The following is a 25,533-nucleotide window of genomic DNA, read 5'->3' on the forward strand; positions in this document are numbered from 1 at the left end:
CAATCGTTCCGTTAAAAAACCGACGAAAGATCAGTATAGCCGAGTATGCCTTAAGGAGAGTTACCTCCGAGGTGGTTAGGATAACACGACAAAGAAGGATGGAAATGAGAAAAGCGATTTGGGAACAGAAAACGGTCGAACGCGACGGCGTAAAGCCGGTGTGGAACCAACCGCGTGGGAACTATGGAAGTAACTTTTGGCAGATGTATAGCCGGAAATTGGATCGAGATGTTCACTTCTACAGCAGTCTTGAGCGCGACCATGGCGTGATCGTCGAAGCCGATCCCACGGTCGCATGGTTCTGCGAACAACCGCTACGCATCAACATTAAGTTGGACGGCCGGGATCGTGAATCAGTGATGGACATGCTGATCCAGTTCACGGACGGCCGGACGGAATATCGTGAAGTCAAATATGCGAGTGATGTGCAGCGAGTTGACGATGGCTCTCGAGTGGCTCGGCAATTGGCCGCTCAACGTGAATGGGCGTTTGTCACCGCGAATGACTACAAGATCGTCACGGATGAGGAAATCAGACGGAATGCCGTGTTCCTTCGGAACTGGAAACAGATCTTGGCGTATCTCGCCACCTACGCGTCCTATGATCTCGCGGAGATTGAAACTCAACTCCTCGCCGCGTTCGACATCGAGCCGTCCTGGTCCCTAAGAGATCTAGAACGTCATATCGCTCGTCCAGACCGTCAGACGGTAAAGGCCGCGATCTTTCGCCTCATCCATAGTGGTCTGTGCACGGCTCCGCTCGACGTGTACCCGTTGACCAACTCCTTAACCATACAGCGAGGGACAAAATGACGGTATCGAAGTCTCGAATGGATCGCGACTCACTCCCGCCCGATGTGACAGACCTCTCTCACTGGCCGACCGTCGATCTCGCCCTTTTAGACGAGAACGATGCAGACCGAGTCGCGAGGCGGATTCAGGCCGTCCGTGCCTATATCGAAGGACAACCCGTTGGAATCCTCTCGAAACAAGCGGCCGTGCCACGGCAAGAAGTGTATCGGCTCGTCAAACGTTGCATGAAGTTCCACCCTGACGGCCGAATCTGGGGGTTTCGAGCCCTGCTGCCAGCATGTCGTATCACTCCCTACGTTCGAACAGCCACGATAGATGGCTCCAGACCTTCTCAGCGGGGAGGGGCAGCTGGGGCGCTCACGATGCTGTTCGACCGATACCCGACGATCCAAAAAGCGGTGGACTCCTTGTTCCTGAAGAAAGTGAAAGAGCATGTCGTCCAGGAGTCCCGCATGCCGGTCAAGGCGATTCATAAGCACTTCATTGAGAAGTGTAAGGAAGCTGGCCTGACCGCAAGACACTATCCACTCAACATGAACCATCGGGGGCGGCGTGCGCTGTCGAGCTATCTGAAGCGGCTCTTCAAATCGAACCTGAAACAAGCAGTAAAGGCGCGCCATGGGGACGACGCCGCGCGTGCGCTGGCGTCGAGGGAAGCGGGTCCTGACAGCATCGTGACCAGGCCGTTCGAACGGGTTGAGTTTGACGGCCATCGGATCGATGCGGTTTGTACGATTGACCTCCCGAATCCCTATGGAGGCATTCAACAGCTTGTCCTTGATCGACTGTGGCTACTCGCCATCATTGACGTGAAGACTCGCGCTATTTTGGGGTACACCTTGGTGCTAAATCCCGAATACAACGCAGAGGACGTCCTCCGTTGCATCAAGCATGCGCTGACGCCCTGGAGACCGATGACCTTAACCATCACCGGATTGAAGTATACGAAGGGGAGTGGGCTCCCTTCAGGAGTCCATGCCGAATGCGCCTGGGCGTTGTGGGACGAATTATGGTTCGACAACGCCAAAGCCAATCTGGCCGATGCGGTCAGGTCGAATCTCAGTCGAGTAGTCGGATGTGCCATTAATGCTGGCCCTGTGAAAACCCCTCAGCGTCGACCGTTCATTGAACGGCTCTTTCAAACGTTGGAAGAGAACGGATTTCATCGGCTGCCGTCCACGACGGGCAACGGTCCAGATGATCCTCGTCGTGACGACCCAGAAGCCGCGGCGCTACGCTGGAATATCTCGTACCAACACCTTGTTGAACTGACCGACGTACTCATTGCTCGTTACAATGCCGAGCCGCACACGGGATTGGGCAATCGGTCACCGCTCGAGATGCTTGAGTACTTTATTGTGAATGAAGGATGCGAGTTCCGGGCAGTGCCTGAACAGAAGCGACAAGATCTCGCGCTGCTCCACATCCGCGTTGTGCGGTGTATTCGCGGAGATGTGACGCAGGGGAAGTGCCCCTACGTTGAATTTGAAGGCGTCCGCTATTACAACGATGTCCTCCGTCACAGTCCAGACCTCGTCGGCGAACACCTCTCGCTCCTCGTCGATCCGGACGATCTCCGCTGTGTCACCGCGTATCTCGAGGACGGCCGAGAATTTGGTGTGCTCACGGCCCATGGGCTTTGGGGCCGGACGCCACATACGCTCACCGTTCGAAAGGCCATTCATAAACTCCGAGCTCGAAAGCTGATCTTCTATACGGATAATGAGGACCCGATCCTCGTCTATATGGACTTCCTCAATCAGCAAGCGGCGACGAGTAAGCTGGCGAGGGGACAGTCGGCAAAACTCCTGGCAGGGCTTCAGGCAGTTCCCCCGACTCAGCCCACGTCGTCGATCGCCGATGTCACAGAGTCGAATCCCCCAGCGTCGTCCCGCACGGTCTATACCCCCGCCATGAGGAAGACCCGCCTCGATTAACCTCAGTGAAAGGAGCAATAAATGTCACATGTCCTACACCTAAGACCTTCTGTGCCTTCTGGAACCCACCCGATCGAAACAGGACGGTATACACTCTTCACGCCACCATTGGGCCGCTTCTGCGACGACCTCAAAAACTGGGTCAATAATCGAGCGGCAGGTGCCATCGTGACGGCGCCGCCCAGATTTGGAAAATCCAAAGGGATTCGATTTGCCGTCAACGAGTTGCGCGAGGAACTTGGCGCGACGCTCCCGATCCTAACGTTTTGCTGTCAGGACCATCAGTACCCAACCGAATCACGGTTTTTTGAAAGTCTACTCAGCGATTTCGGTCATAGTCTCAGCCTCCGTGGAACCGCCAGCGCAAAGCGGGCACGGGTAATACAGTTTTTGGTACAGGAAGCCTGCGCCAATGACCATCGACGATTGGTGTTGATTGGAGACGAGGCGCAGAAACTCCGAGAACCCCACTATAAATGGTTGGTCGATATCTATAATGGGCTGGATCGCCACGATATCGCGACAACCGTTGTGCTTGTCGGGCAACCGGAATTAGTCCATCAACGAGACGCCTTTGAAACGGCCAAGAAAATGCAGATTGTCGGCCGGTTCATGGTACACCTTCACCGATTTGCCGGCCTGCGGAACCAGAAGGATTTTGCCTACTGCCTGAAGGGCTACGACGATGAGTCCGAGTACCCTGAGGCCAGCGGCTATTCGTTCACACGATATTTCTTTCCCTCAGGATTTGAGGCGGGATGGCGCTTGGCCGGGGAAGCAAAGGTTCTCTGGGAGGCATTCCAGCATGTGAGGGCTGAGGCCAAGCTACCTGGTAAAGCTGAAATCCCGATGCAGTACTTTTCACGAACTGTGGAATTCGCGCTCAAGGACTACAGGTCGATGGACGGTGGCCCACCGACCATTTCATTGAATCAGTGGAAAGAAGCCATCGAACGTTCTGGATACCGTGATGCGGGGCGATACTTATGAGCCAATTGAACGAAGGACATGATCAGATGGTGCCACACACACGATATACGTGGGATGCCAGCCAATGCGTTCCGTTTGAGTCCACGTGGTCAATCTTTCAGAAGTTCATGGGGTTTAATGCCTGCGGGGCGCGAGATATTCAGCGCGAATTCGGGCTTGCGACGAAAAGACACCATCCTCAAAACTGGTCGGATCGGGATCGGAACTTACACGACTGGGGCGCGCTCAATCCGGAGCTCGTGCAGCGCGCACTGAACTTGACCGACCTCCACATGAGGACGGCACGCACTGTTGACTATATTCGCCCGGATGAAGCGAAAGTGTTGGCCAGTCGATCCCTTCGCATCTGCCCGAAATGTATCAGGGGAGGCTTTCATACGCCTCTCCACCAGTTGGTATTCATTCCCCAATGCCCTGTGCACAAGCAACCGCTCCTGAGCATCTGTGTTGACTGCGGTAAGCCGACGCCTCTGTACTCTTTGTTGAGGCAGTCATTTTGTAACCCTTATGGGTGTGCTGAATGCGGAGCGGTCTGGTGGCAACGGAGTCGTGTCGGACAGATGACAACAGGGGAGCAAGAAGAGCGGTTTCGCGTCATGTCTGAGATCGGGGAGTGGCTCACGAAAAGAAGGGAGGACCGAACGATTGAGGCGCAAATCTCTAAATTGGCTCGGTTTATACCAGACGAGCATGAAATTCAGGCCTACGTTCGACGGCTGCCGGAGAGATGGGCGGACGTTTTGGGAGTGAACGTGCCACACCAGATTGCTGAATTGCGAGAGACAGATTTACATGTCATGGTGGAGTATACGGCGTGGAGCGTCGATGGATCGAGTTCGTCCGGATTGTTAGACAACAAGAAATATTTCGAGGTGTATCGCGCGATTCGCCGTGCACTCACAAGGCGAGTTCATAAAGCCCACCGCGAGTGCTTTGAAAAAATGGGGCGTGGGATTTGGTTTCCGGTCACAACCAGAGAAGTGCCCGTTCGGCAATTCTGCCAAGAGGCTTATGCGTTGCTTCTCTGGAGAATGTTTTGGGAAAACATCGATGTTCCACAAAAGTTCTTTTCGCGGCAGCTCGTACTCATTCATCGTGAGATAGACTTTGTATCGGACCGAATCCCGTCGGACCTCTCTCCAGAGGCTGCCATGCGAATATTCGGGCTGGAATGTCTGAGAACGTATCGGCGATGTCAGGAGCTTGGGAGCCTGATGCGGCAAAAAGAGCATATCGGTTTCCCGTTGTATCGCCTGAATAAGGATCGCGCTGGCGAATGGGTTGTGAAGGTCCCTAAAATCGGAAACAGACAGAAACTCCATTGGTGGTGGCCGAGGCGATGGGAAAAGGCTCTTTCGATTCAAGACCACGAAGCAAAACGTGCTGCTTAGCATGACATGCTAAAAAGGAAGTTGTCGGTGAAGGATATTCCGTAAGAGAGGGCATCGGCCTCATCCAGTGATTCGCGCGCATCCGACCCGGTTTCAGGCTGCTCTGCATTTTTGCAAAGCTGTTTTTCGCCGTTCTCTCAAAAATCATCTAATTGACTGAGATCGGCACGTAAGCCTACACTCCGCACCCACAGTCATAAGTATCCGAGAGCAGTTGCTCCTAAAGAGTTTTTCTATTAGGAGGACGGGAAATGAGCATTTTTGTGCGGGTAGAGGACTGAAATGATTTTGCTTCCAAAGTGTAATAAGATTTAGTTGTTCGGAGTTTAAGGGCAGGGCCTCCGTGCCATGAACGAGGAAGTAAGTAGAGGCTGCCACGTAAGACCATGACGTCTTCCACTCTGCCCGCGGAGCGGGCCACGTGTTGAGGAGAAGCTGTCTGGCCTAGGAACATCGGAGCGCGTCGATTCTGATCAACGCGGTGCGTCTGAGCTGGGGGTGCAGGCACGAAGGAACCCGGGTGGACGTGGTCCACTGCGAGAAGAAGATGTCGAACCACGCCATCCGATGGGCAGGGTCAGCAATCGCCGCGATCTGGACATAGCATGCGCGGACGACGAGATCGGTAAAGCCGCATTCCACTCCTGTCCGGAGCAGAAGTGCGAGCGGGTGTGGTGACGGCGGAGCCATTGAGAGACTAGCTGGGAGGGTCAAGTCGAAGTGTGCCTTTAGCGAGTTGAGCAAAAAGGTGGGACTCACGGGCCAGTTGTTTCGGATCTCCCTGGTGAAGGTGCGCGAGACAGTCTTTCAGAAATTGCGAGGTGAAGGGATCTCGCAGTAAGGCGGTTTCAACCAGGTGAGGGTCTTCGAGCGCAATGCGACACAGGTGTTCGAGATGCATAGTCTCCGTAATCTACAATCCTGTCTCTGTATTACAGGACAACTATGCATCGATGCGGACACGATGACGCGAGGGCGTGTAGGAGTGTTGCACCCATCGACATGGGATGCGGGGGATTAGCGCGTCGCTTGCGATGGCTGTGTCCGTTGGAAGTGCGTGAGGCGATCCTTCAGCAGGACGCCGAGAAAGAGGCTCCACCCGATGAAGTTGAAGCCAATCAGAACTGCGGTGTCGAGATCACAATGTAGATCCATTGCGTCCTTCCAAATACCACGCGTTGACATCCTCCCCGGCCTGAAAGCCGGAGATTCCCTCGTGCTCTACCGAGTCACCGAGAGTGGTTCGCACTTCGACGCCGGGTGGCTCGTTGTGGCTGTCCACGTCGAGTTCTTCTCCCAGCTCCATGCGCGGACACGGTCTGCCCGACCGCCAGGATATTCTTCGCTGCATTGACGTCGCGATCATGGCCTGTGCCGCACGCGACACACGTCCATTCTCGAACTGACAGCGAAAGTGTTTCGATGCGCTGCCCACAAGCCGAACAGGTCTTACTGGACGGATAGAATCGATCGATGTGGACGACCGTCTTTCCGTAGCGCTCGGCCTTGGACTCAATCAAGCGACCGGCTAGGCCGATCGCCGCATCACTCAATGCGCGGGCCAGACGGTGGTTTTTCGTCATGCCGCGGACATTGAGATCTTCCATGTAGATCATATCGAATCGCTTCACGAGATTCGTCGACAACTTGTGCAACGCATCCATGCGTGCGTTCCGAATTCTCTCATGCAGAATGGCGATCCGATGCCTTGCGCGAACGCGCCGGCGGCTGCCTTTCTGTTTTTTGGCCAGTCTACGCTGCAGCATGGAGAGACGTTTCTGTTCCTGCTCAGCAAGTCTAATATTCTCGATCTTCTCGCCGGTGCTGAGCGTCGCGAGGTGGACTAGGCCGAAATCGAGGCCAACGGATGCGTTCGACTTCGGCCATTGAATCGGCTCGACGTCGACGACCATCGACACAAAGTATTTCCCGGTCGTCGTTTTGACGATCCTCACAGATGACGGCATCGGAATGTCGTCGCGTGTCCATCTGATTTTCAATGTGCCAATCTTGGCGAACGATAAGATCCTATTCGCTCTATCGAGCGTAAAGGCGTTCTTCGTATAATTCGCCGACTGCCGCAGCGATTTTTTCTTAAACGCCGGATAGCTCGCACGTTTATCGAAGAAATTTGCGAAGGCCGTTTGGAGATCGCGCAACGACTGTTGCAATGGTACGCAGCTCACGTCTTGCAGCCAGATGGTCTGTGGCCGTTTCTTGAGCTGCGTCAAGCGCCTATCAGTCTCTGCATAGCCGATTTTCTGCTTATCTATAGAAAAGCGCTCACTCTTTAAACGCAAGGCCCAATTCCAAACAAAGCGGACGCAGCCAAATGTCTGGGCTAGCTGAATCGCTTGATCGCCAGTTGGATACGCACGAAATGTCAACCGATGCTTCATGTCTTGCAGGCTAGCTTGACCAACACCTCAGGGAAGATGACCGATACGGCGTAATCTTTTTTCATAGCGCCTCGTGAGTCGAGGGAACGGCTTGGGTGCGAGACTTCAACTCCGTACGGCTCGCCCCTTTGAGAGCAATCAGGGTGCCGGGATTGGGAAGTTGGGCATTTGCTGTACAAGTCCAACAGAGGTAGTGCCCGTCCGGAAACCTGCAATGCGGCATGTCGTGAGTTGCCCGCGGCCTCGGCATATAGCTTTGACAGGGGAACCTGGGATCCCGCTCACCGGGAACTCCGACAGGGTTCCCTCGGAACTCTGTTTTCCACCGTCGAAACGCAAAGAGACAGAGCCATCTCCAGAACATGGCTTGAAGCGAAATGGATTCACTGCGGTACTCCAGCATCTCGTTCCGGAAGTGGATCGAGAAAGTGGATGCGCGAGGCATAGGGGTGGTGACCTCTTCCAAAGAGAAGGTTCATGTAGATGTATTACTGACTGCGAAGGATTGAAATCGGATGGAGGGCGGTAGAGCTTGAGGGAGGTCCCCCTTTTATAATCGCGAGGTGTCTTCGCTCACGAGCGCGAAGGTCCCAAAAATCCATACGATGTGTCAGAAGATGCAGATGCTGGTGATCGCATCCTTGGGAAAGGAATGAGGGCCTTGGAAACGTGTGATGCGAGGGGGCTTGTGGGCGAACGCTAAGCGGGAACAAACGGGGCAATGTTTATTTTCCCCGCATGCTTGCGCATCTCGGTACTATCATGCCAAGCCTGCATCTGAAGAAGCATCTCCATCTTCAGACGAAAGGCCTTCTCTAGCCGCAATGCCATTTCAGGAGAGAGAGCCGCTTTTTCATGGACGAGATCAGAAAACGTGGCCCTGCGTACGCCTAAGATCTCAGCGGCCTTGGTCACACTCAAGCCGAGCTCGTCTAAGACCTCCGTCTTGATGAAGCGTCCTGGGTGGGTCGGTGTCATGCCAATTTTTATTCCTCTCCGTGCCATTAGTGATAGTCCTCCAAGTCTAACAGGTCGACATAGCCATGCTCTTCTTGGAACGTGATTCGCCAATTGCCCGAGGTCGAGATGCTCCAGGTGCCCTTTCGGTCTCCCGAAAGTTGATGCACTCGCCAGCCAGGAGGTGCTCCGTCTCGGAACGTACGGAGATTCTCAGCGACAATCAACGCTGTCAGTATGTTCCGTATCCGGTCCACGAGGTCTGGGCGCAAGCCACTTGGTTGATCACGCTCGACGAAGCGTTTCAATCCACGATGGCGCACGGATCGAATGATCATTGGTTAGAGTGTACGGTAAAACAGTACATCGTGCAAGCCTTATGCACAGTAGGAGTGTGCATTGCTGGGATCTGTGACGAGTCGAACTAAGAAAGAATGGGAGACTGCCCCAGAGTGGATCTGGTTATCTGAGGCTTGATCGATGCAGTCCGTCGGCCATTGCGTTTCCGGATGGTGATCTGCTTTTGCAGGATCGCCTGTTCCCAGGTGTCCTCTGTGGTATGAACGACAGCCCTCCGAGTTTGTGACAGCGCACTCCAGATGAAATGACAGAAGTCCCAGCGTCTCGCTTCGTCTGGGAGCTGGGCAATGTGGTCGATGAGGGAGCGTTCCCCTCTCTCATTCTTATCCTCCGCAATGAGCCATCCCTCTCCGCTTCCGTTAAACCATCGCAGTGCAATTTGCCGATGCTCTGGACGGATGAAAATATCATAGCGGTAGGAGTCGCCAGTCCACTTCGTCTGTTTGCTAAAACTGCAGGGTCTCCCTGGTCCGAAGCGTGCGGAGCATACGTGTGTCCATTGAGTGGGATCAACTTGGATCGCAACATACCGGTTTCCGTAAGGCGGATGGAGTAGATATCCAGATTCTTCAATCCTCATCGTTGGAATGGGAGGTTGGTTCATACGTCCTCATGTGTCGATGTTGAAGGGATCCGCTGTTCCTACGTGGGTGATTAGGGGTGGAGATAGCGTCGGCAGAGATCGAGGGGGTATCCAGTACGCGAGTGATACTCTACCGGCGTTTCTTGGTACCGTGGAATGTCGGGAAGTGGAATGCCCGAGAGGATCTGGTATTGGTGGCGCGGGAGTGCGGGATTGTCGCTGAACTGATAGACTTTTCTTCCGTGCTGTTCAATGAAAGCCACGCAGGTGTCTCTGCTGAAACTCCGAGGGAGCCGATACCGTTCGAGAATGCTCGCCCAAAGTACGCCGTGCGCATAGAGATCAAAGCAGAGTGTATAGAGAAAATGCGGGTCTCCAATTGGCAGGAGGGGGACGTACAACGATCCATCTGGTTGAGGCGTCACTTCTCGGACATGGGCATAGACAATGGGCGGTTCCGGTTTATGTATCGACTCTGTTGCGGGGAGAGACTGGGCTGTCCGGATGTGCGCGCATTCGGTTCGTCGGTAGGTCCAATGTGGACAGGTGCATTGCCAGTCATTGGCCTGACTTCGAGTGACGGTATAGCAAAGTCCCGGCTTGGAATTCGATGCGATGGAGAAGGATTCGACGTGAGGCATACAGCCATCCTGTGCGACTTGAGCATGAGTAGTGGGAAGTGAACCAGATTCTTATGGCAACAGGATTTGTGGAGCGGCCGTTGTCTGCGGCATGAGATAGGTTGGTACCGTGATGGGGAAGCCTGTCTGCCGTGTGATCTAGCGGGTTGCAGCGAAATCAAAGAAGGAAGCGGCATCCGACTCAGCCGGAGCGGGGTTCATCCACCAACTGGGGCCCTCCAATGATGGTGCGTATGAGACGGTGGGGGCTATACATCGACCACGGTCTTTGAATTGGTCGAGGATGCCCTCGTCACTCGGAAGATACTCGCTCTCGGGAAGGGTCTCACATTGAAGATGGGGTACCGGTGGGGCAATCCCAGGAGGAAGCGGGGTAGCCGGGAGATACCCGAGAAGGTAGAGCAGGACCACGGTCGACATGGTCGGCATAGTGCCTCATCAACTCGATGGACACCATTCTATCGAACCCTGTGAACGAGGGCAATCAGACCTGCGGGCTTACGGATGGAGGTCGTCTTCCAATGGAGAGGCTGACAAACTCACGTCGGTGTGAGGCCGTTCACTTTCCTGGACAAGGATCTGCAACATGGCTAGGTCGGCACGTTCTTGTTGTGCACGGCCTTCATCGTTGGTGAGACGAGATGTGGATGCGCCTCCAAGTAAGTGTCGAATGATGTTCGAGATAATCTGACGAAGGCTACTGGCTAGGGGGCGCATACTGCCACAGTAAGTCTAGATCGATTTGGTACAGGATAGACTACGAGACGACGCGCCTCCATTTCTTGATGCGGCCATCGATGCGTGCGCGCTCATCATGTGTGAGCTGTGGTCTGAGCGTATCTGCGAGTTCCTTGGCCGGTTGGAATTGATGCCTGGCCGCAAGCGTCGCCCAGTAGTAGGCTTCAGGCAAATCTTGCCGTTGGTTCGCCCTGCCTTCCGAATAAATGGATCCGAGCTCGTATTGGGCAAAAGGGAAATCGGCCTGTGCGGCCTTCCGGTACCAGCGCATGGCTTCGTGACTATTGGGAGGACTCTTGAATCCTACCTCAAGGTCTGCACCGAGGAGCAGCTGTGCGTCCGGGAGTCCGAGATCCGCCGCGCGCCGTAGCCATGCAAGGGATTCCCCCGCGTTGGGATTTGGAGAAAATGAGAGGCAGAGCGCTGCCAGCGCATCGGTCTGCCCCGCCCGGTGAATCCAGCTCCGGATGAGCGCCTCTCTGTTGGGCTGCGAGGCTACCTCCATTTGACATCGCGCGACCGCAGGCAAGTCCATAGGTTGAGCTATTACGACTTCCGAACCGAGGAGCGTCATGCCGAGACTGCAGCCGATTGTTATGAGGCCGTGGCGACTACAGCGTTGTACTGGTGATAGAAATGCACTGATCACTGACAGAGGTAAGCTGGAAGTCAGTGTAGCCGCCATTGTGAGAGCAACTCCTTTTTGAACGCAACCCATTCTTGATGACACCCATGCTGAGATGACCACGTCCCTGCGTGTGTATTACCGGATGGGCAGTCCTGTACCTGGATTGTGGGGAGCTTAGGCAGCAGGATCGAGGGGGAGGAATCTGGTGGCTTTCACTTTTATCCCCTGGTCATTCTGATCGAGAATCCCTTCGAGCGCGATGACGGTGCCAGGTTCCAGTTGCCCTGATTCGTGTCGGTAGAGACTCGGAAAAACAACGACTTCGAGTGTGCGATCCTGATCTTCTAGGTGGAGAAAGGCCATGGGTTGCTGCCTTTTAGTGGTGATGCGTTTGACTCGGGTGATCAATCCCGCGATTCGCACTTCTTTGCCATCTGGGAGGTCAGGTAGCTGAGTTAACGGAACAACTTGGAGACGCTTCAGTTGGTGGTCATGGACTCGTACGGGATGGTGACTGACATAGCATCCGAGAGCTTCTCGCTCGTGGTCCAATTGAATAGATGGAGCCCAGGTTGGTATTTGGGGCAGCACGCGAGTTTCTGACTCCACCGGCAAGAAATGGAGCAGAGTTTGTTGTGTGACGTTCCGGTGAGATCGAGTAGGCTTCGCTGGCGTCTCATCATCTAGAATTGCGGATAGTTGTGCGCGATGGTCACAGAGCGTGTCGAGGGCGCCAGATTTAATCAATGCATCGAGTACGCGCTTGGTGACAATGCGGCGGTCGACGCGATCGCAGAGATCAAAGAAGGAAGCGAAGGTGCCTCCGGTTGCACGAGTCCGGATCAATTGTGTGGCGAGATGTTCTCCTACGTGCTTGATAGCGGCCAGACCATATAGCATGGCCCCGTCCACGATCGTGAATCCGGTCTCACTCCGGTTAATGTCGGGCGGAAGGAGCCTCACGCCCATTTCCCGACATTCACTGGCATAGAGAGAGATTTGCTCATGGTCACCGAAATCACTGGTCATCAACGCAGTCATGTAAGCCAGCGGATTGTGAGCTTTCAGATAAGCCGTCCGATAGGTGAGTAGCGCGTATGCAGCGGCATGGGATTTGTTGAATCCGTAGCCAGCGAACTTGGTGATCATCTGGAAGAGCTGTTCGGCTGCGTCACGCTCCGTGCCGAGTCCGACGGCACCCTCCACAAACTGTGTATGCAGGGCGCGCATCTCCTCTGGTTTCTTTTTTCCCATAGCCCGGCGGAGAATGTCGGCTTGGCTCAGTGAGAATCCTGCCACAGTGTTGGCGATGGCCATGACTTGTTCTTGATAGACGATCACGCCGTAGGTAGTTCTGAGAATCGGTTCGAGGGCCGCGATGTTCGAGGCGAGGGGACATTGCCTGCGTTTCTGCTGAATAAACTCCGGAATCAGATCGAGGGGCCCCGGACGATAGAGCGCAATAATCGCTGTGATATCATCGAACCGATCAGGCTGAAATTCACGAAGGAGCTCCCTCATTCCGTTGCTTTCCAGCTGAAACACTCCTGTGGTACGTCCGCTTGCGAGGAGGGCGAAGGTTTTGGCGTCGTCGAGCGGAATGTCGTCCAGCGTCAACGGACGGGATCCCGGAGATTGCTGATTGATCAGTGAGATGGTGTGATCGATCACGGTGAGGGTCTTTAATCCGAGAAAATCGAACTTCACTAGGCCAATCTGTTCGAGTTCCCCCATCCCAAATTGCGTCACAATGTCGTCGCTCGTCGTGCGGCATAATGGGACCGTCTTCAGCAGGGGGGTATCGGAGATGACCAGTCCCGCTGCATGGGTGGAGGCGTGTCTGGCGAGCCCTTCAAGGGATCCGGCGACCGATAGCAGGTTGCCGACCGAAGGGCGCGAGGCAGATATGGCACTTAATTTCGGTTCTTCGGCGAGTGCCTGTGCGATCGTCATGTTGGGCTGAGACGGAATCAGCTTGGCAATCGTGTCGACTTCGTCGTAGGGAATTTCGAGAACACGGCCTACATCGCGGATTGCAGCTTTAGCGCCTAGGGTGCCAAAGGTGATGATTTGTGCGACATGGTCTCGGCCGTATTTCTCCGTGACATAGTTGATCACCTCCTGCCGTCTCTTCATGCAGAAATCCATATCGATGTCTGGGAGGGAAACTCGATCCGGATTGAGGAACCGTTCGAAGAGGAGGTCGTAGGCGAGCGGGTCCAACTCTGTAATCCCGAGCGCGTAGGCCACCAGGCTACCTGCAGCGGACCCGCGTCCTGGTCCAACTGGGATGCGCCGGGAGCGGGCAAACTTCATGATGTCCCACACGATCAAGAAATAGCCGGCGAAGCCCATGGAGCAGATGGTGAGGAGTTCGGTCCGCAGGCGTCGTTCATACTTAGGTTGGTCTAGAGGCCCCGAGTGTTGGGCGAGGCGTGCCGACAACCCTTGCTGGGCGAGGGTTTCAAGAAAACTGTCGAGGGTGTGCGGGGGAGGCACGTTGTACCGAGGAAGTTGTGTCCGATGCAGAGGAATCTCGAGCGTGCACTGTTCAGCTATCAGATTTGTGTGTGTGATGGCTTGAGGCAGCTCTCGAAAGGCTTCGGCCATCTCCTCGGAGGATTTGACGTACAGTTGGTCGGTTCCAAAACGGAGTCTGGTTGTATCAGTGATCGTAGTGCCGGTCTGGATGCAGAGCAATAGATCATGGGCGTCTGCATCGCCTCGTTTGAGATAGTGACAGTCATTCGTGGCGACCAGCGGGATCCCCAGCTCCCGGTGCACGTGAATCAGGCCTTGATTGACTCTCTGTTGCTGGTGAAGTCCATTGGCTTGGAGCTCGAGATAGAACCGATCAGGACCGAAGATGTCGAGAAAGTCTTGGGCGGCCACGGACGCGAAAGCGAACTGTTCTTGGTGGAGGAGGGTGGGGATTTCACCGTCAAGACAGCCAGACAGTGCAATCAAGCCAGAACTGTGGCTGCGCAGCAAGGACTTGTCTATGCGGGGTTTGTAATAGAAACCCTCCGTGTAGCCGTGACTGACCAGGCGAATGAGGTTTTGGTATCCGAGACTGTTCTGGGCTAGCAGGATGAGGTGATAGAAATCACGGGGTCCCTCTGGGGGTTTTTTGTCTAACAGACTGCCCTTGGCCATGTAGACTTCGCACCCAATGATCGGCTTGATGCCTGCCGCTCGGGCCTTGGTGTAGAAGGGGATTGTGCCAAAGAGATTTCCATGATCGGTGATCGCGACGGCTGGTTGCTTGAGCCATCTGACGTGTTCAATGAGGGGATCTAGAAGAGTGGCGCCATCGAGCAGGCTATAGGTGGTGTGCGTGTGCAGATGGACAAAGGGTGTTGGCATGACACTCCAGATTGATGGGACGAGTTCTCCAGGCGCGGGATGAGAGTAAGCGCTCGTTGGGAGGTGGTGGCGCGGTTGGCCCTGAGCTGGGAAAGAATTGTGTACGTGTGTGCGTGGGATTCGGAGGAGGCTCAATACTAGTTAGGCCTAAAAGGTAAATTTAAATCTGATAGATAAATACAGTCCTCCTCATCAAAGGAGCGAGGATCATGACGACGGAACAAAACATCATCAGAATCAAGCTGGGCGTCTTGAAACTGGCGAAGCACCTGGTCAATCGATGAAAGGCTTGTCAAGGTAATGGATACAGTCGAGATGGCTTCTATCGATTCAAAGATCTGTAGACGACCCATGGGCCCGCTGTGAAATGCAGTGTCATAGCTCTGTCTCACTATCCTCACAGAGCTTGCCGCATTCCTCACACGCTTCACCCGGCATAAGCCCCGCGATACATGGGCCCGCGCACGTTGTGTGAGATTCTCCCTGTGCTGCAGCGAGAGCATCCTGTGCGAATCTGCACGATTCTCCCTGGTCCTCTGCCCAACGGACTAAAAGTTGTAGTTGTTCATACAGTTTCGGAGCTGCAGCGATCAGGTATGCGTTCGCGAGGACCTCCTTTCTGTTGTTGAAGGGCTCAGTGATCACCGCAATCGTTAGATCCTCATCCTCGTCCTCTCGTGGCGTGACAATAGTTACCGGCCCATTGTCGCTGAGTTTTATTCGCCATAGTCCTGGCATCCATTGGGGTAGGGGCGCGTCTGCGTCTTTCATACTGACGCCTTTCTCTTTAGTGATCATGCACCGTCGCTCGATATTGGCGGGCTAGCCCATTCTGTTCGATTGGGCCACGCATTCACGTCAGGCTACACTTGCCGCGTGACAGTGTTCCTAGAGGCTCCTCCAGTCAGGACGGTGCCGCTCCTTCCGCGAGTGCCGCACGTGTCCGGCGAGAGGCGTTCAGTGTGGAAGATAACGCCATTTTCGCTTCAACAGGGCTCCACTGAGAGACTGAAGGCATCAAGAGTTTGCATCGAATGCAGGCAGCGAAAGAGATGGATAGCGATTACTTACGAGATGGGGGAGGGGCGTCGACTCTCTCGGGAGGGTTGTGTGGGAGGACGACTAGGGTGCCTTGGACTCCAGCTGGTACGATGTACCCCTTCTGATCCTGGCTTTGATATGCCAATGACAGGGGGACCCCTTGAAAGCCGTCAGTTTCAGAAACCACTGTTCCAGTGAAGACTCTAGTTTCAAATCCTCTAGCAGTACGGCACGTGATGGCATGGCTTCGGATGTGGATCCGATCTCGACCTGGATCTAGCCGGGCGTCGCCACTAATCGTGCAGTCTTGTACGGGAGCACTAAATAACACCAAGAGTCGTTCGTCCGGCGCCAGCCGCAGCCGGATCAGTGACCATGGAGAAGGCACGAATTCAATCGATAACGGAATTTTGGCTCCGCTTAAGACTTCAACTGCAAACCATTGATTCATCAGCTCCTGGGGGAGCGGCTGTGCGGCGTGCGTCAGACTGGCCGTAGAAATCCACAAAATACCGGAGAGGCCCCAGCGTTGAATCCAGGCGCTATAAGCGTACGGCATTTCCAAGAACGTAAGCATTCGATGTGGATCGTCGGAGCTTGATCTTCTTTGATCGAAGTATTGTCATCTTGTATTACCGACTTTCTTTAGCGGTGTCGTAGGTTCATGGCTAGGAAGCCCTCCCCATAGACTTGTTTTGGTATAAGCCTAGTGCACGGGAGATTCCCGTCGAAGTAATGGCCAGGGAGCGCGCTGAGCCAGTATCCATATCGATATATGTTGCAAAACGGCGAAGGTCTTTGGTGATGACGAGTCGAAGCAGGTAGTCCGCCATGTGCGAGGCAATGATGCTATTGATCGTGAGGGATTGCGGGTCACTTAGTGCAAGTTCAGCACATGACCGCGGTTGAGTGTTGACGGGGCGACGTTCTCGTTTGAGCAATTCTGGGTGCACAAGCGCTGGCGCGGGGAGTGACTGGCACACAGTGCGCAGCTGAAAGCTCTCGTCTGGGTTAAAGTCTTTGACGACGTTACCAACTAACACTTGCCCGTGGGTGGTGAGGTTCCCACCATCAATCAGCCATGCTTGGGCATCGTTTCTGGTGTTCAATCGTGCGAGAGCTTGATGGAGGCTACGCCTAGCCCTTGCTGTGTCAACGCAACCGAGAAGCATGGTCAGGGTGTCGTACTCAGGCTGTGCCTCTTTCTCCGAGAAATGCCGTGGAAACGCGCGAATGGGAATCCCCCAAGCGGTAGAGATTCGAAATGCTAAGGCCTCTGCTTTATTGTGTCCGATTTCTGCCTGACAGAAGTTTTGACGACGTAGGTTCTTTTCTTCAATTGTGTCCCCATCATAGAAAGTGACCTTCACCGTATCAAATAGACGGAAACACTCCCGTGCGAGGCGGGCGACGTGGATACCAAGAAACGCTCCGATGCCCCCACATCCGATTTGGATGAGATGGAGGCGTTGGCACTGCTTAGGAAGCACATTCACGGCATGAACATGACTAAGGTCCAGGTGTGTGCTGGTGTTTTGTTCTACGCTGCGATTCCCTGCAGTGACAACCTGTCGCGATGACATCTCGCCCCTCATTGTCTATATGTGTCCTGAAGTGTGGGAGGTAGCTCTGCAACGAACTCCGCTGGGATTGGGATGAAATGGCCATACAGCCCGACACGAAATGTAATGGACGGGCGAGTGGTCAACCATCCACACACACCGTATATTCGAAACCCCGTTTCGTCTTCATCGTCCACGACAGAAAACCGTGGAGCCATGGTGTGGTGTGAGTGAATCTCGACAATGGCATGCTCGTAAGATGGACAGCGTTCAGGGGTGCTAGGTTGGACTGAGAATGGCGTACGAATCTGGTCTGGAATAGTCATGGACCAATCTGTGTCGTGTTCAAAATGAAATAGACTTTCTACGGGACCCGCCGGCTCTGCGCAGGCTCCTAGTGCCTCTTCCATCATCTCTTGGATGAACCGTTGTGGAATTCTCGGAATCGTGAGCGTCAGGCTGCCCGCAATGGGAGGAAGGCCGGCAATTGGATGTTCGACAATTGGAAAAAGCACTGACAGTTCTCTACGTTTGCCGCGAATGAAGACCCCGTTGCCAGCCAGAACATAGTCGTAAAGGGTGGAATTGTCGGCGGGAAGTAGACAACTCGCAATGTGGTGTTTAATAAAAGGAGACGTCCTCGTCATATGTGATTACTACTTCCCGCTCTCCATCAGTTGACGAATGATGGCGGCAATTGAGAGGTGAGCCGGCTCAAGATCATCGAGAGGATAGTCTTGTGCCTCAGTTGAGTGAAGTTTCGCCAGGAAGGGCAAGATATTGTCCGGATGGGTGGCGGATTTCCCATTTGCGAGATGGTCGGAAAAGTTACTATCCCAGAATAGTCGCCAGTTGTTTGCAATCGTGTTGCCGTGGGCAACCCGTGGATGGACGTTTCCGAAACAGATCGCGCCATCAGGGTACACGTTTGCAAGCGGTGCCTTGAAGAGTTTTGTTGCCGCGTGCTTCCAAAGCTTGTAGGCCCAGACGTAATAACGGGTCCCGTACCCCAGAAACAACAACCCCGGCATCGGGACGGCAAGCATTGTGTGTGGGGCCCCTCCTCCGGAAAGTCTAATGGGGTCAGCCAATGGGACCACATATCGACCAGGGGGAAATCGGAGGAGCAGCCATGGACCTCCGGGGCCTATGCCATAGCGGCAGACATGTTCTGGGAGCCAGTCGGAATCTATCCCGGCTGATGAGAACGCATTCCTGGCAGCCTCTGGTGAAATACATTTTCTGACAACCGCTTCACCATCCTTGTATTCAAGAAGCAATTGCCCGCCGATGAAGTGCAGAGACGCGTCGTGCCACGAGCTTGCATCTCTCATGTTTGCGCCTCATGTGTTGCAGTACAAAGATCGGACCAGCAGCTGAAAATCGTTTCCCATGCGGACGGATTGTCGAGTAAGGCTTTAGTCGTGCTATTCATGGCTTCTTGCATGAGTTGCGCCCGTTTCCATTGGCGAGCCAAAGCTTTGAGATCCCGTTTGTTCCATTGGTACGGGTGATCTGGTGACTCGCAGTCATAGCTAATGTCAAGGAACAGAGATCCGGTGCAGTGGCCGAGGATGTCGATGACCTGGGGAAATCCTGAAATGGGAAAGCGCCGTCTGGCACAACGTCTCCTGAAGTCAAGAAATTGAACGTTGCACCGGTGTTGAGGATTCAAAAAGCATCGTGGAATTGTAGCGTGCTCGCTGAGTTCTTCTTGAATATTCGTCCAGGTGGGGGCGTAGGAATAGTGTCCCACCCAGGCCGCTGCGATACAGATTGGAAGCGGTACCTCTTCGAATTCCGACTCACAATCATAATTTTCCAAATGTATGGGAATGAATGGGAAGCGGTCTCGAATCCATTCGGTGTCCCAGCTATCGAGCGGGAAGTAGTGTTGCTCGACTAGTTTAATGAACTCTTCTTGAAGCTGTTCTGCGGCCTCCTTGATGCTTCGATGCGGAAGTGCGGCGGCGGCAGTGCGAAATCTCCGTGGAAAGATCTCATGGAACGTGTTGACAATACAAAAGTCGCGCGCTCTCTCCTCCAGATATTCGAGGCATGAGGGGACCGAGATAACCTCTGTGTTTTTGAGGGATGCGAGAACAAGGTTCAACGGTGTGGAGGGCAGGTTAAAACCCAGGTGGAAGGATGCGGCTGGGCGAGCCAGGAGTGCTTGTGAGTCGCTCCTTAATGGTAGCTGTTTCTTTGTATTCCTTTTCACCATGCTCAATGGCGAGACGCAGCTTTTGCTGCGTGAGGAGTATGGATTCGACCTTTGTCTGGGTTGGCTGGGACTCAGCTTGATATGTCTGGTAGAGCGTGAGAGCGGGATTGACGTGGCGGGGGGACTCGATAAGCTGACGGAGGATGACATGGTAATTTCCTTTCGTTCCAGCCTGTTTCGTGAGCCTAATCGTTGTCATCCCATTCGTGTCAGTGGTTCGCTGAATGGTGGCATGGGCGGCTTGTGGGAAGAGGGGGGCGATCGCTTTGCGAACCGCATCGTCGCTGATGGCGATTTCGGGGGGCAATTGAATTTCTTGTCCTTCAAGTTGAAGCGTAACCATAAGGCTCCTTTCGCTACTCGAATAAGCCGGCTTGAGGAAGGGCTGTGTTTGAGGGGGAATCGTGTGAGTGTTGTTCGCGATCCGGTTTGGGTGTTGGGGCCACGGACGTGGTTTTCGCGGCGGTCGGCTTAGCAACTTTGGCTTTTCTGGCTTGCCGTTCCGCTTCGCGTTTTTTCTCCTGTTCCAGGCTTCTAGTCTGTTGCTCGGCGGCTCTTGCGTCCCGCTGGGTTTTCCGTGCCTTTAGCGCCGCAGGAAAGGTCTGCTCCCAACGTGTGAGGGCCTGACTCAGAGATTCCGGAAGGGGCAGTAAGTCGTTGAATCGTGCGGTAGTCAGCTGCGGCGGGAGGTTGTGACTTCGTACGCCGATGAGTGTGAGGCGGCCGTCAGGGTGGCGGTCCGTTGGGAGCAGCGTCATCACGATGGAGATCGTCGCGCGCTGAAAGTCATTGGAGTCCTGTTCGAGGCTAACAATCGGGTCCTGTTCATCTTCGTCGTCTTCTTCATCGCGTCGTGAGGGCGGAGGATCGGGCACCGCCTCGGTTTTCATACCAACTGGCTCGGTGGCTAGCCGGGGCAATACTGGGGAATCATCCCCACTCTGAGACAGATCAGCAGAGGAAATATTGGTAGGTGTGCTGTTCGTAACCACTTGGGTGTGTGGAAGCAAATCGACTGTGCCAAGCATGGGGGCCTCATTATGGTGTGCACAACGCAGGAGGGATCGTGAGGCGGTGGCTATTGTTTTGGTAGGCGCTGTCTCAAGGACTGGAGTGGGATGGGGAGAAGCTGTTGGTTGAGAAGGTCGGATTATCTTTGCAGGGGGCCGCGTAAGTCAGGCGATCAGGGCATGCATGGATTGTACAAAATGAAGTGTGGTCCGATAGATGGGCGCGGCATGCCGAAGTCGATGAATAAACTCTTGCATGTTGATGGGATGTGCGAGCGCTTGTGCTAATGGTGCACTTCTTGTCGTACAGGTAGAAGATCCCTCGGAGCCTGAATGGCCAGGCATCAGTATTGGAGTCAGCACAATAGTCCCGGCTTCTCTCGACAGGCGATGTGCAAGCTTGTCGTAAAACTCGGTTCGGTCCCTGCGCCATTGTCGGCGCCGTCTCACTACATCGATTCTTGTGTCTCTAATTTGCAAGAGTAATTCTCGGATTATGCTTGTAAGGGGACCGCTGTAGGCCTTTTCAACTGCCTGATGAGCAATGCATCGAAGCCTCTTTCTGCTCAGTGGCACATCGCTGTGAATGGGCTCCTTCACTATATCGGCAAGTGCCTCACCAAATGGAAAATGAACAAATAGTTGTTTGAGGGCGAGGTGCTGAACATTGAGGGCTTCCCTGGCTTCGTATGCCGCAATTAGATTTTTTATTATCCGCGCGGGAAAGAAGACGGATTCGTGTTTGCCCGTGTCAGATACCCATTCTCCCACCCTAACAAGGGGGGTCGCGTCATTTATGAGTCGATGATCAAAATCAAGGGCGATCATCCCGTATTTTTTTGGTTCCGATTGCTGGGTCGGCGGTACGATTAGCGTGAATTGAAGGTGCCACTGCCATGTCGTGTCGTTCCTGAGACGTGCGTTGGAACTGTCAAAGTTGACGCTCGTCTGTGGTCGCTGTTGTGAACCAATGAGAGAGACTTGTTTGAGAAGAGCGTCTTTGGGCAGAAGGGGAGTAAGGATGATTTCAAACGGAATTGGGACGTTGCGAACGAAAAGTTCCCCCTCGGTTCTGCAAGAATCTCGTTGGCCCCGGTCTCGGGGGTCGGTGTCCTCTGCGAGTTGCGAGTCCGGGTTGAGTGTAAGTAGACGATTGGCGGCAAATGAGGAGCCCGACTGGGTCATGTCTGCGCGAGTTAATGATTGGATGCGGACTCCTTGCGAACCGAAGTTGTGAGTAAAGAATAACGAGGTCGGCGGACCTGTTTCCTTGCTGGGTGGAAGATTTCCGAGGGGCACGCGGCGGATGGCTGTTTTCATTCGTTCGAGCACGGCATTGCTGTGTGAACGAGACAGAAGGCTTGTGCGTGCGAGTTGGTGCAGAGTGTCATTCAGACGTTTGGTGATCTGGGAAAGCTCCTGCTTCATGCTCTCAGGGTAAGGGAGACATCGGTCGATATTGTGATGTTGGGAGGCTTCGTACTCAGCCGCAGCTGTGCGATAGGTACGAGAAAGGGCAAGAAGAGTCGCGTCCTCGAGGGAGTCGTTCTGCCCACGCAATTGTTTGATGCACTCAAGGGGATCGCCAATCGAACGTGTGCCGCCAGCTGCGCGCGTCGTCGTGCGACTCGTTTGAAGGAATTGTTTGTGAAGGCGCTCCTGTTGGCGATGGGCGACTTCATAAACGTCGACCATCGCATTCCACAGAGATTGCATTTGGTCAGCTTCTTCTCTGACCGCAGCCGGCAAGGCAGCATAGGAAGAATATGTGAGATATGCGGGATACGTATAGACCCGTGTTAGCGATGTCCTAATGCCGGCGGGCATGGTGCAATCTCCTTCCAAGACTATCGGGTGCCAGTGCGACGCATTGCTCTGCTTCGCGCATGATTGGTTTCAGGTAACTGTAGGCGACAGTGCCCAAGGAGATTTTAAGTGGTTTCCCCATCTGAGCGTAGGAGCATTTGCCTTATGTGATTGGGGTTCCCCCTAACGGAACGGCAATGGCCGTATCGGAGTAGGTGAACATTGGAAGGGCGAGGTAGATTCCCGGGGTGCGCTTTTCAAAGAGATAGGATGCAAGTCTGATTGTGCATCGTGGTGTTTGTGTCGGATTTTTAGCTGGTTGTGTTGGTGTATGGAATGTCCTTCACTCCTCGACGTGTCTATGGCCATGGTCTTTGCAGTATTGAAGCGTTGATCAAGAGATGCCTGAATTGAAGGGGTTGCGATTGGTGATATAGAGCATTCCCTTTTGCGCCCGATTATTCTTACATCAAGCCACGCAGGTAATACAGAAACGGTGGGTTCAATAGAACAGTCATAAGGCGATACCATGCGATGGGCTGACCAATACAACGTTATGCGGTCGATGTTATTGTCGTCCCCTGCGACTCATTGGTGGGTTCGTGATCTGATTCTCCGCCTGGACGCCAAAGACCCGGTTGACGTGTTGAATGGACTCGAGGTTGTGGCAAGACTGATGCGGATGCGTCATGAGGCAGTTCGCGCCGGAGAATGGGATCAGTTGGAGTGCCAGAAACCGACCGGGGACGACGGGATATCAATGAAAGACTGAAACAAAGGCCCCTAGTCGTGAAGAGAGGACCTCAGATGACCAGGGCTTTTAGACCGTGATGCACGGGCGAGCGATTCTTGGTCCCGTCGAAAGAGGAATATGACTGAGTCGGGAGCCTGAGTACACTTTGATTTATGTCCATTGCCGAACTGCCAAATAGCCTTTTCGAAGAGGCGCCTCTGTCCTGTGTGTTCCATTCAGCACAAGACAATCTATACGACGTGGGCAAAATTGTTGGGCTCTCAATGCACCATTGCCATGTCGAGAGTCAGGCCGAAGTGACGCCGGGGATGACGCTGTCCTTATTCGTTGTCCTACCAACAAAGCGTCGTGCTCTCGTGTTGGATGAGGCTTTGGTGACGTGGGTACGGACGGAAGAATTCGGAGTACGTTTGAAAACGATTCCAGGTGAAGATGCCGTCTACTTGGAGTCCTACCTCGCCGGGAATAAGGTGGACGCTGGCTTGTGCTGAGCAGGCGTTGGTTGCAGCCACGACCTACCGGGAGGCACTGATCAGGTCCAATCCTCCGCTGAGCAAGCCAGTCTACTGTGCCTCTCTCAAGAAGACGAACCGCTCTGGCGTTTCAGGGCTGAGCCGTATCGACCGACGGGAATTCTCCAAGGGGAGCCGCGTCCATCGGCTCTACTGGGACGTCCAATGGCCGATCGAGAACTGTCAATCTCGGCACAAGAAGTTCTCCATCCTCAAGTATGGAGAAGATGGGGCGTATCGACGGGCCCTCAAGGCCAGGGCGGCCGCTCTCAAGGCGATCTCGTCACAGACGTTTTCCCCATTCGCGTCGAGAGGCGCGGGAAACAATGCAGCTGCATAGGAGTTGTGGGTCTAGATTGCCCTTCAGCGTTAGGTTTGTAGGCGGTCGATAAGCGCCTGAATCGTCAATGGCGCATTGCCTTCAGCACGGTTATTGACTAGCACATGGGTCGTCCGACCTTCGGTTGTCGCTTGGCGTATCAAGGTGACCGTGTCCCGCCGCATCTCCGGCAATTCACCGATAAGCTTGTCATACGGCTCCGCCCGCTTCTTGGCCGCCTCATAGGTCATCTTGAGCGGAGTCAGCAGGCGTAACACGGTGAACGGCGCAGTGAAGGTCCCTAGGCGCTGGTGCTGCTCGGCGAGCGGGGGCATGTAGGACCAATGATTGTAGACATGGGCGACACCGTGCGCCTGCAGCATGTCGTGGTAGCGGGGCCCAAGCAGGCCCGCATTCCGGATCTCCACGGCGTAGCGAAAATCCGTCGGCACCCGTGAAAAAAATTCGTCGAGCTTTCCAATAAACTCCTCCGCGGCCATCCCGTGACGCTGGAACTCAAACAGAAACGGGCCGGTATGCGAACCGAACTGCGCGTCCCGATAGGGTTGCAGTACGAGCTTGGTGAAGGCCTCGGCGTTCAGAAAGTTGGGGTTGGGCTGTCCCGCGCGTGGGCCGTAGCGGGCATGTTTCGCATAGGTGGGGATCGTGAGCTCTTCCCACACCTTGAAGCACATCTGGAACTCTTCGGGGATCTGCGTCAGATACCGTGTGAGCTGGTTGACGGATGGCGGCCGATAGAACGTCGCATCATTACCCACCGTGCGAAAGAGTGGCTGTCCCTCGTAGAGATACTGGCAGTATTCGCCAAGGCATTCCCGGGCAAAGGCCGTTTTTGCATACTTCCGCAGATAGACCTGTCCTTGCCAGCCTTCATAGGTCCAGGTCGAGGTGCCGAAGCGGACAAGCGGAGAAAGGCCAGCGTCAGTCATCGTCATCATCCGCCGTAAAGGGCAGCGCAATTTGTACAGGCCGTGGGGGAGGCGCCAGTCGGACGTCTTCTCGAGCAGCCAGCGGAGTCGCGTCTCCTGTCGCAAGGTGAAAGGTATTCAGGTCCTCTTCCCCCATTCTCAGGCTGTGCTGCGAGCGTGTGCGGATCCCTGTCAGCCATTCGACCGTGAACCACCATTGTCCACCGATGGCATGGTGTCCGGTTTCTGTCACCCTGGCTAGAGTTCCTGGTGGTCGGTCCCATCGCGGGCCGATCACTGTGACCATCACGCCAATATGCACGTCGTCACGAGTCATAGATCAGTTGGGAGCCAGCCCGGCCTGCTCGGGGCAGCCACTGCGTTCACTATGCCCTGACAGTCACCCAGAAGCCAACAGTCCGATTGGCGGACGGCCTATCAATCGCCGTCTCACTCTACAAGTCTGAGAGCGACTCGCTGGGATACGTCCTGCCCCCTCGTTTGGACAGCTCAGTCCCCACCTTGTGCAATTGTCGTCGCGACGCAGTCCGGGTAGTCTGCCTGCACACTGCAA

General features: G+C 54.5%; 18 protein-coding genes. 5 read left to right on the plus strand and 13 right to left on the minus strand.

Annotation, left to right across the window (positions count from 1 at the left end; all coding sequences use genetic code 11):
• The first annotated feature begins 98 nt into the window (after positions 1 to 98).
• The 4 genes from GDA65_16060 to GDA65_16075 all read left to right on the plus strand — a co-directional run bounded on the left by GDA65_16060 (position 99) and on the right by GDA65_16075 (position 5,130).
• The gene (locus tag GDA65_16060; protein MBA5864208.1) at positions 99 to 812 is read left to right on the plus strand and encodes a hypothetical protein; all 714 of its coding nucleotides are present in this window, start codon (positions 99 to 101) and stop codon (positions 810 to 812) included.
• Positions 809 to 2,749: a hypothetical protein gene (locus GDA65_16065; protein MBA5864209.1), complete on the plus strand. Its 1,941-nt coding sequence runs from the start codon at positions 809 to 811 to the stop codon at positions 2,747 to 2,749. The genes GDA65_16060 and GDA65_16065 overlap by 4 nt, the downstream gene beginning before the upstream one ends.
• Before the next feature lie 21 nt (positions 2,750 to 2,770).
• Positions 2,771 to 3,739 (plus strand): AAA family ATPase, encoded by a 969-nt coding sequence (locus tag GDA65_16070; GenBank protein MBA5864210.1) that lies wholly within the window; start codon positions 2,771 to 2,773, stop codon positions 3,737 to 3,739.
• Between the two features lie 560 nt (positions 3,740 to 4,299).
• Positions 4,300 to 5,130: a hypothetical protein gene (locus GDA65_16075; protein MBA5864211.1), complete on the plus strand. Its 831-nt coding sequence runs from the start codon at positions 4,300 to 4,302 to the stop codon at positions 5,128 to 5,130.
• Positions 5,131 to 6,359: 1,229 nt separating this feature from the next.
• Here the strand turns inward: GDA65_16075 and GDA65_16080 are convergent.
• From GDA65_16080 to GDA65_16130, 11 genes are all read right to left on the minus strand, one after another.
• Positions 6,360 to 7,529, minus strand: coding sequence for an IS200/IS605 family element transposase accessory protein TnpB (locus tag GDA65_16080; protein ID MBA5864212.1), 1,170 nt, complete (start codon positions 7,527 to 7,529; stop codon positions 6,360 to 6,362).
• Positions 7,530 to 8,228: 699 nt separating this feature from the next.
• Positions 8,229 to 8,534 carry a HigA family addiction module antidote protein gene (locus GDA65_16085; protein MBA5864213.1) on the minus strand — a complete coding sequence of 102 codons (306 nt, stop codon included), beginning with the start codon at positions 8,532 to 8,534 and terminating at the stop codon, positions 8,229 to 8,231.
• The gene (locus GDA65_16090) at positions 8,534 to 8,824 is read right to left on the minus strand and encodes a plasmid maintenance system killer (protein MBA5864214.1); all 291 of its coding nucleotides are present in this window, start codon (positions 8,822 to 8,824) and stop codon (positions 8,534 to 8,536) included. Before GDA65_16090 ends, GDA65_16085 begins: the two co-directional genes overlap by 1 nt.
• Before the next feature lie 676 nt (positions 8,825 to 9,500).
• Positions 9,501 to 10,070: a hypothetical protein gene (locus GDA65_16095; protein ID MBA5864215.1), complete on the minus strand. Its 570-nt coding sequence runs from the start codon at positions 10,068 to 10,070 to the stop codon at positions 9,501 to 9,503.
• A gap of 757 nt (positions 10,071 to 10,827) precedes the next feature.
• Positions 10,828 to 11,526 (minus strand): hypothetical protein, encoded by a 699-nt coding sequence (locus GDA65_16100; GenBank protein MBA5864216.1) that lies wholly within the window; start codon positions 11,524 to 11,526, stop codon positions 10,828 to 10,830.
• Between the two features lie 84 nt (positions 11,527 to 11,610).
• Positions 11,611 to 14,802: a DNA polymerase III subunit alpha gene (gene dnaE / locus GDA65_16105; protein MBA5864217.1), complete on the minus strand. Its 3,192-nt coding sequence runs from the start codon at positions 14,800 to 14,802 to the stop codon at positions 11,611 to 11,613.
• Between the two features lie 1,709 nt (positions 14,803 to 16,511).
• Positions 16,512 to 17,438 carry a thiamine biosynthesis protein ThiF gene (locus GDA65_16110; GenBank protein ID MBA5864218.1) on the minus strand — a complete coding sequence of 309 codons (927 nt, stop codon included), beginning with the start codon at positions 17,436 to 17,438 and terminating at the stop codon, positions 16,512 to 16,514.
• A gap of 623 nt (positions 17,439 to 18,061) precedes the next feature.
• Entirely contained in the window at positions 18,062 to 18,739 is a 678-nt protein-coding gene (locus GDA65_16115; protein MBA5864219.1) for a hypothetical protein, read from the minus strand.
• Between the two features lie 795 nt (positions 18,740 to 19,534).
• A complete protein-coding gene (locus GDA65_16120) occupies positions 19,535 to 19,972 on the minus strand; it encodes a hypothetical protein (protein ID MBA5864220.1) in 438 nt (145 codons plus the stop codon).
• Between the two features lie 13 nt (positions 19,973 to 19,985).
• Positions 19,986 to 20,519, minus strand: a complete 534-nt coding sequence (locus GDA65_16125) for a hypothetical protein (GenBank protein ID MBA5864221.1) — start codon at positions 20,517 to 20,519, stop codon at positions 19,986 to 19,988.
• Positions 20,520 to 20,804: 285 nt separating this feature from the next.
• Positions 20,805 to 22,355 (minus strand): hypothetical protein, encoded by a 1,551-nt coding sequence (locus tag GDA65_16130; protein MBA5864222.1) that lies wholly within the window; start codon positions 22,353 to 22,355, stop codon positions 20,805 to 20,807.
• 619 nt (positions 22,356 to 22,974) lie between these two features.
• Here GDA65_16130 and GDA65_16135 point away from each other — a divergent pair.
• Positions 22,975 to 23,217: a hypothetical protein gene (locus tag GDA65_16135; GenBank protein ID MBA5864223.1), complete on the plus strand. Its 243-nt coding sequence runs from the start codon at positions 22,975 to 22,977 to the stop codon at positions 23,215 to 23,217.
• 863 nt (positions 23,218 to 24,080) lie between these two features.
• Here GDA65_16135 and GDA65_16140 read toward each other — a convergent pair.
• Together GDA65_16140 and GDA65_16145 are read right to left on the minus strand one after the other, a co-directional pair.
• On the minus strand, positions 24,081 to 24,989 hold the full coding sequence (locus GDA65_16140) for a DUF72 domain-containing protein (GenBank protein MBA5864224.1): 909 nt from the start codon (positions 24,987 to 24,989) through the stop codon (positions 24,081 to 24,083).
• Entirely contained in the window at positions 24,973 to 25,296 is a 324-nt protein-coding gene (locus GDA65_16145) for a hypothetical protein (GenBank protein MBA5864225.1), read from the minus strand. The genes GDA65_16140 and GDA65_16145 overlap by 17 nt, the downstream gene beginning before the upstream one ends.
• Positions 25,297 to 25,533: the final 237 nt, after the last annotated feature.

The sequence above is a fragment of the Nitrospira sp. CR1.1 genome, from assembly GCA_014055465.1.
Taxonomy (GTDB): domain Bacteria; phylum Nitrospirota; class Nitrospiria; order Nitrospirales; family Nitrospiraceae; genus Nitrospira_A.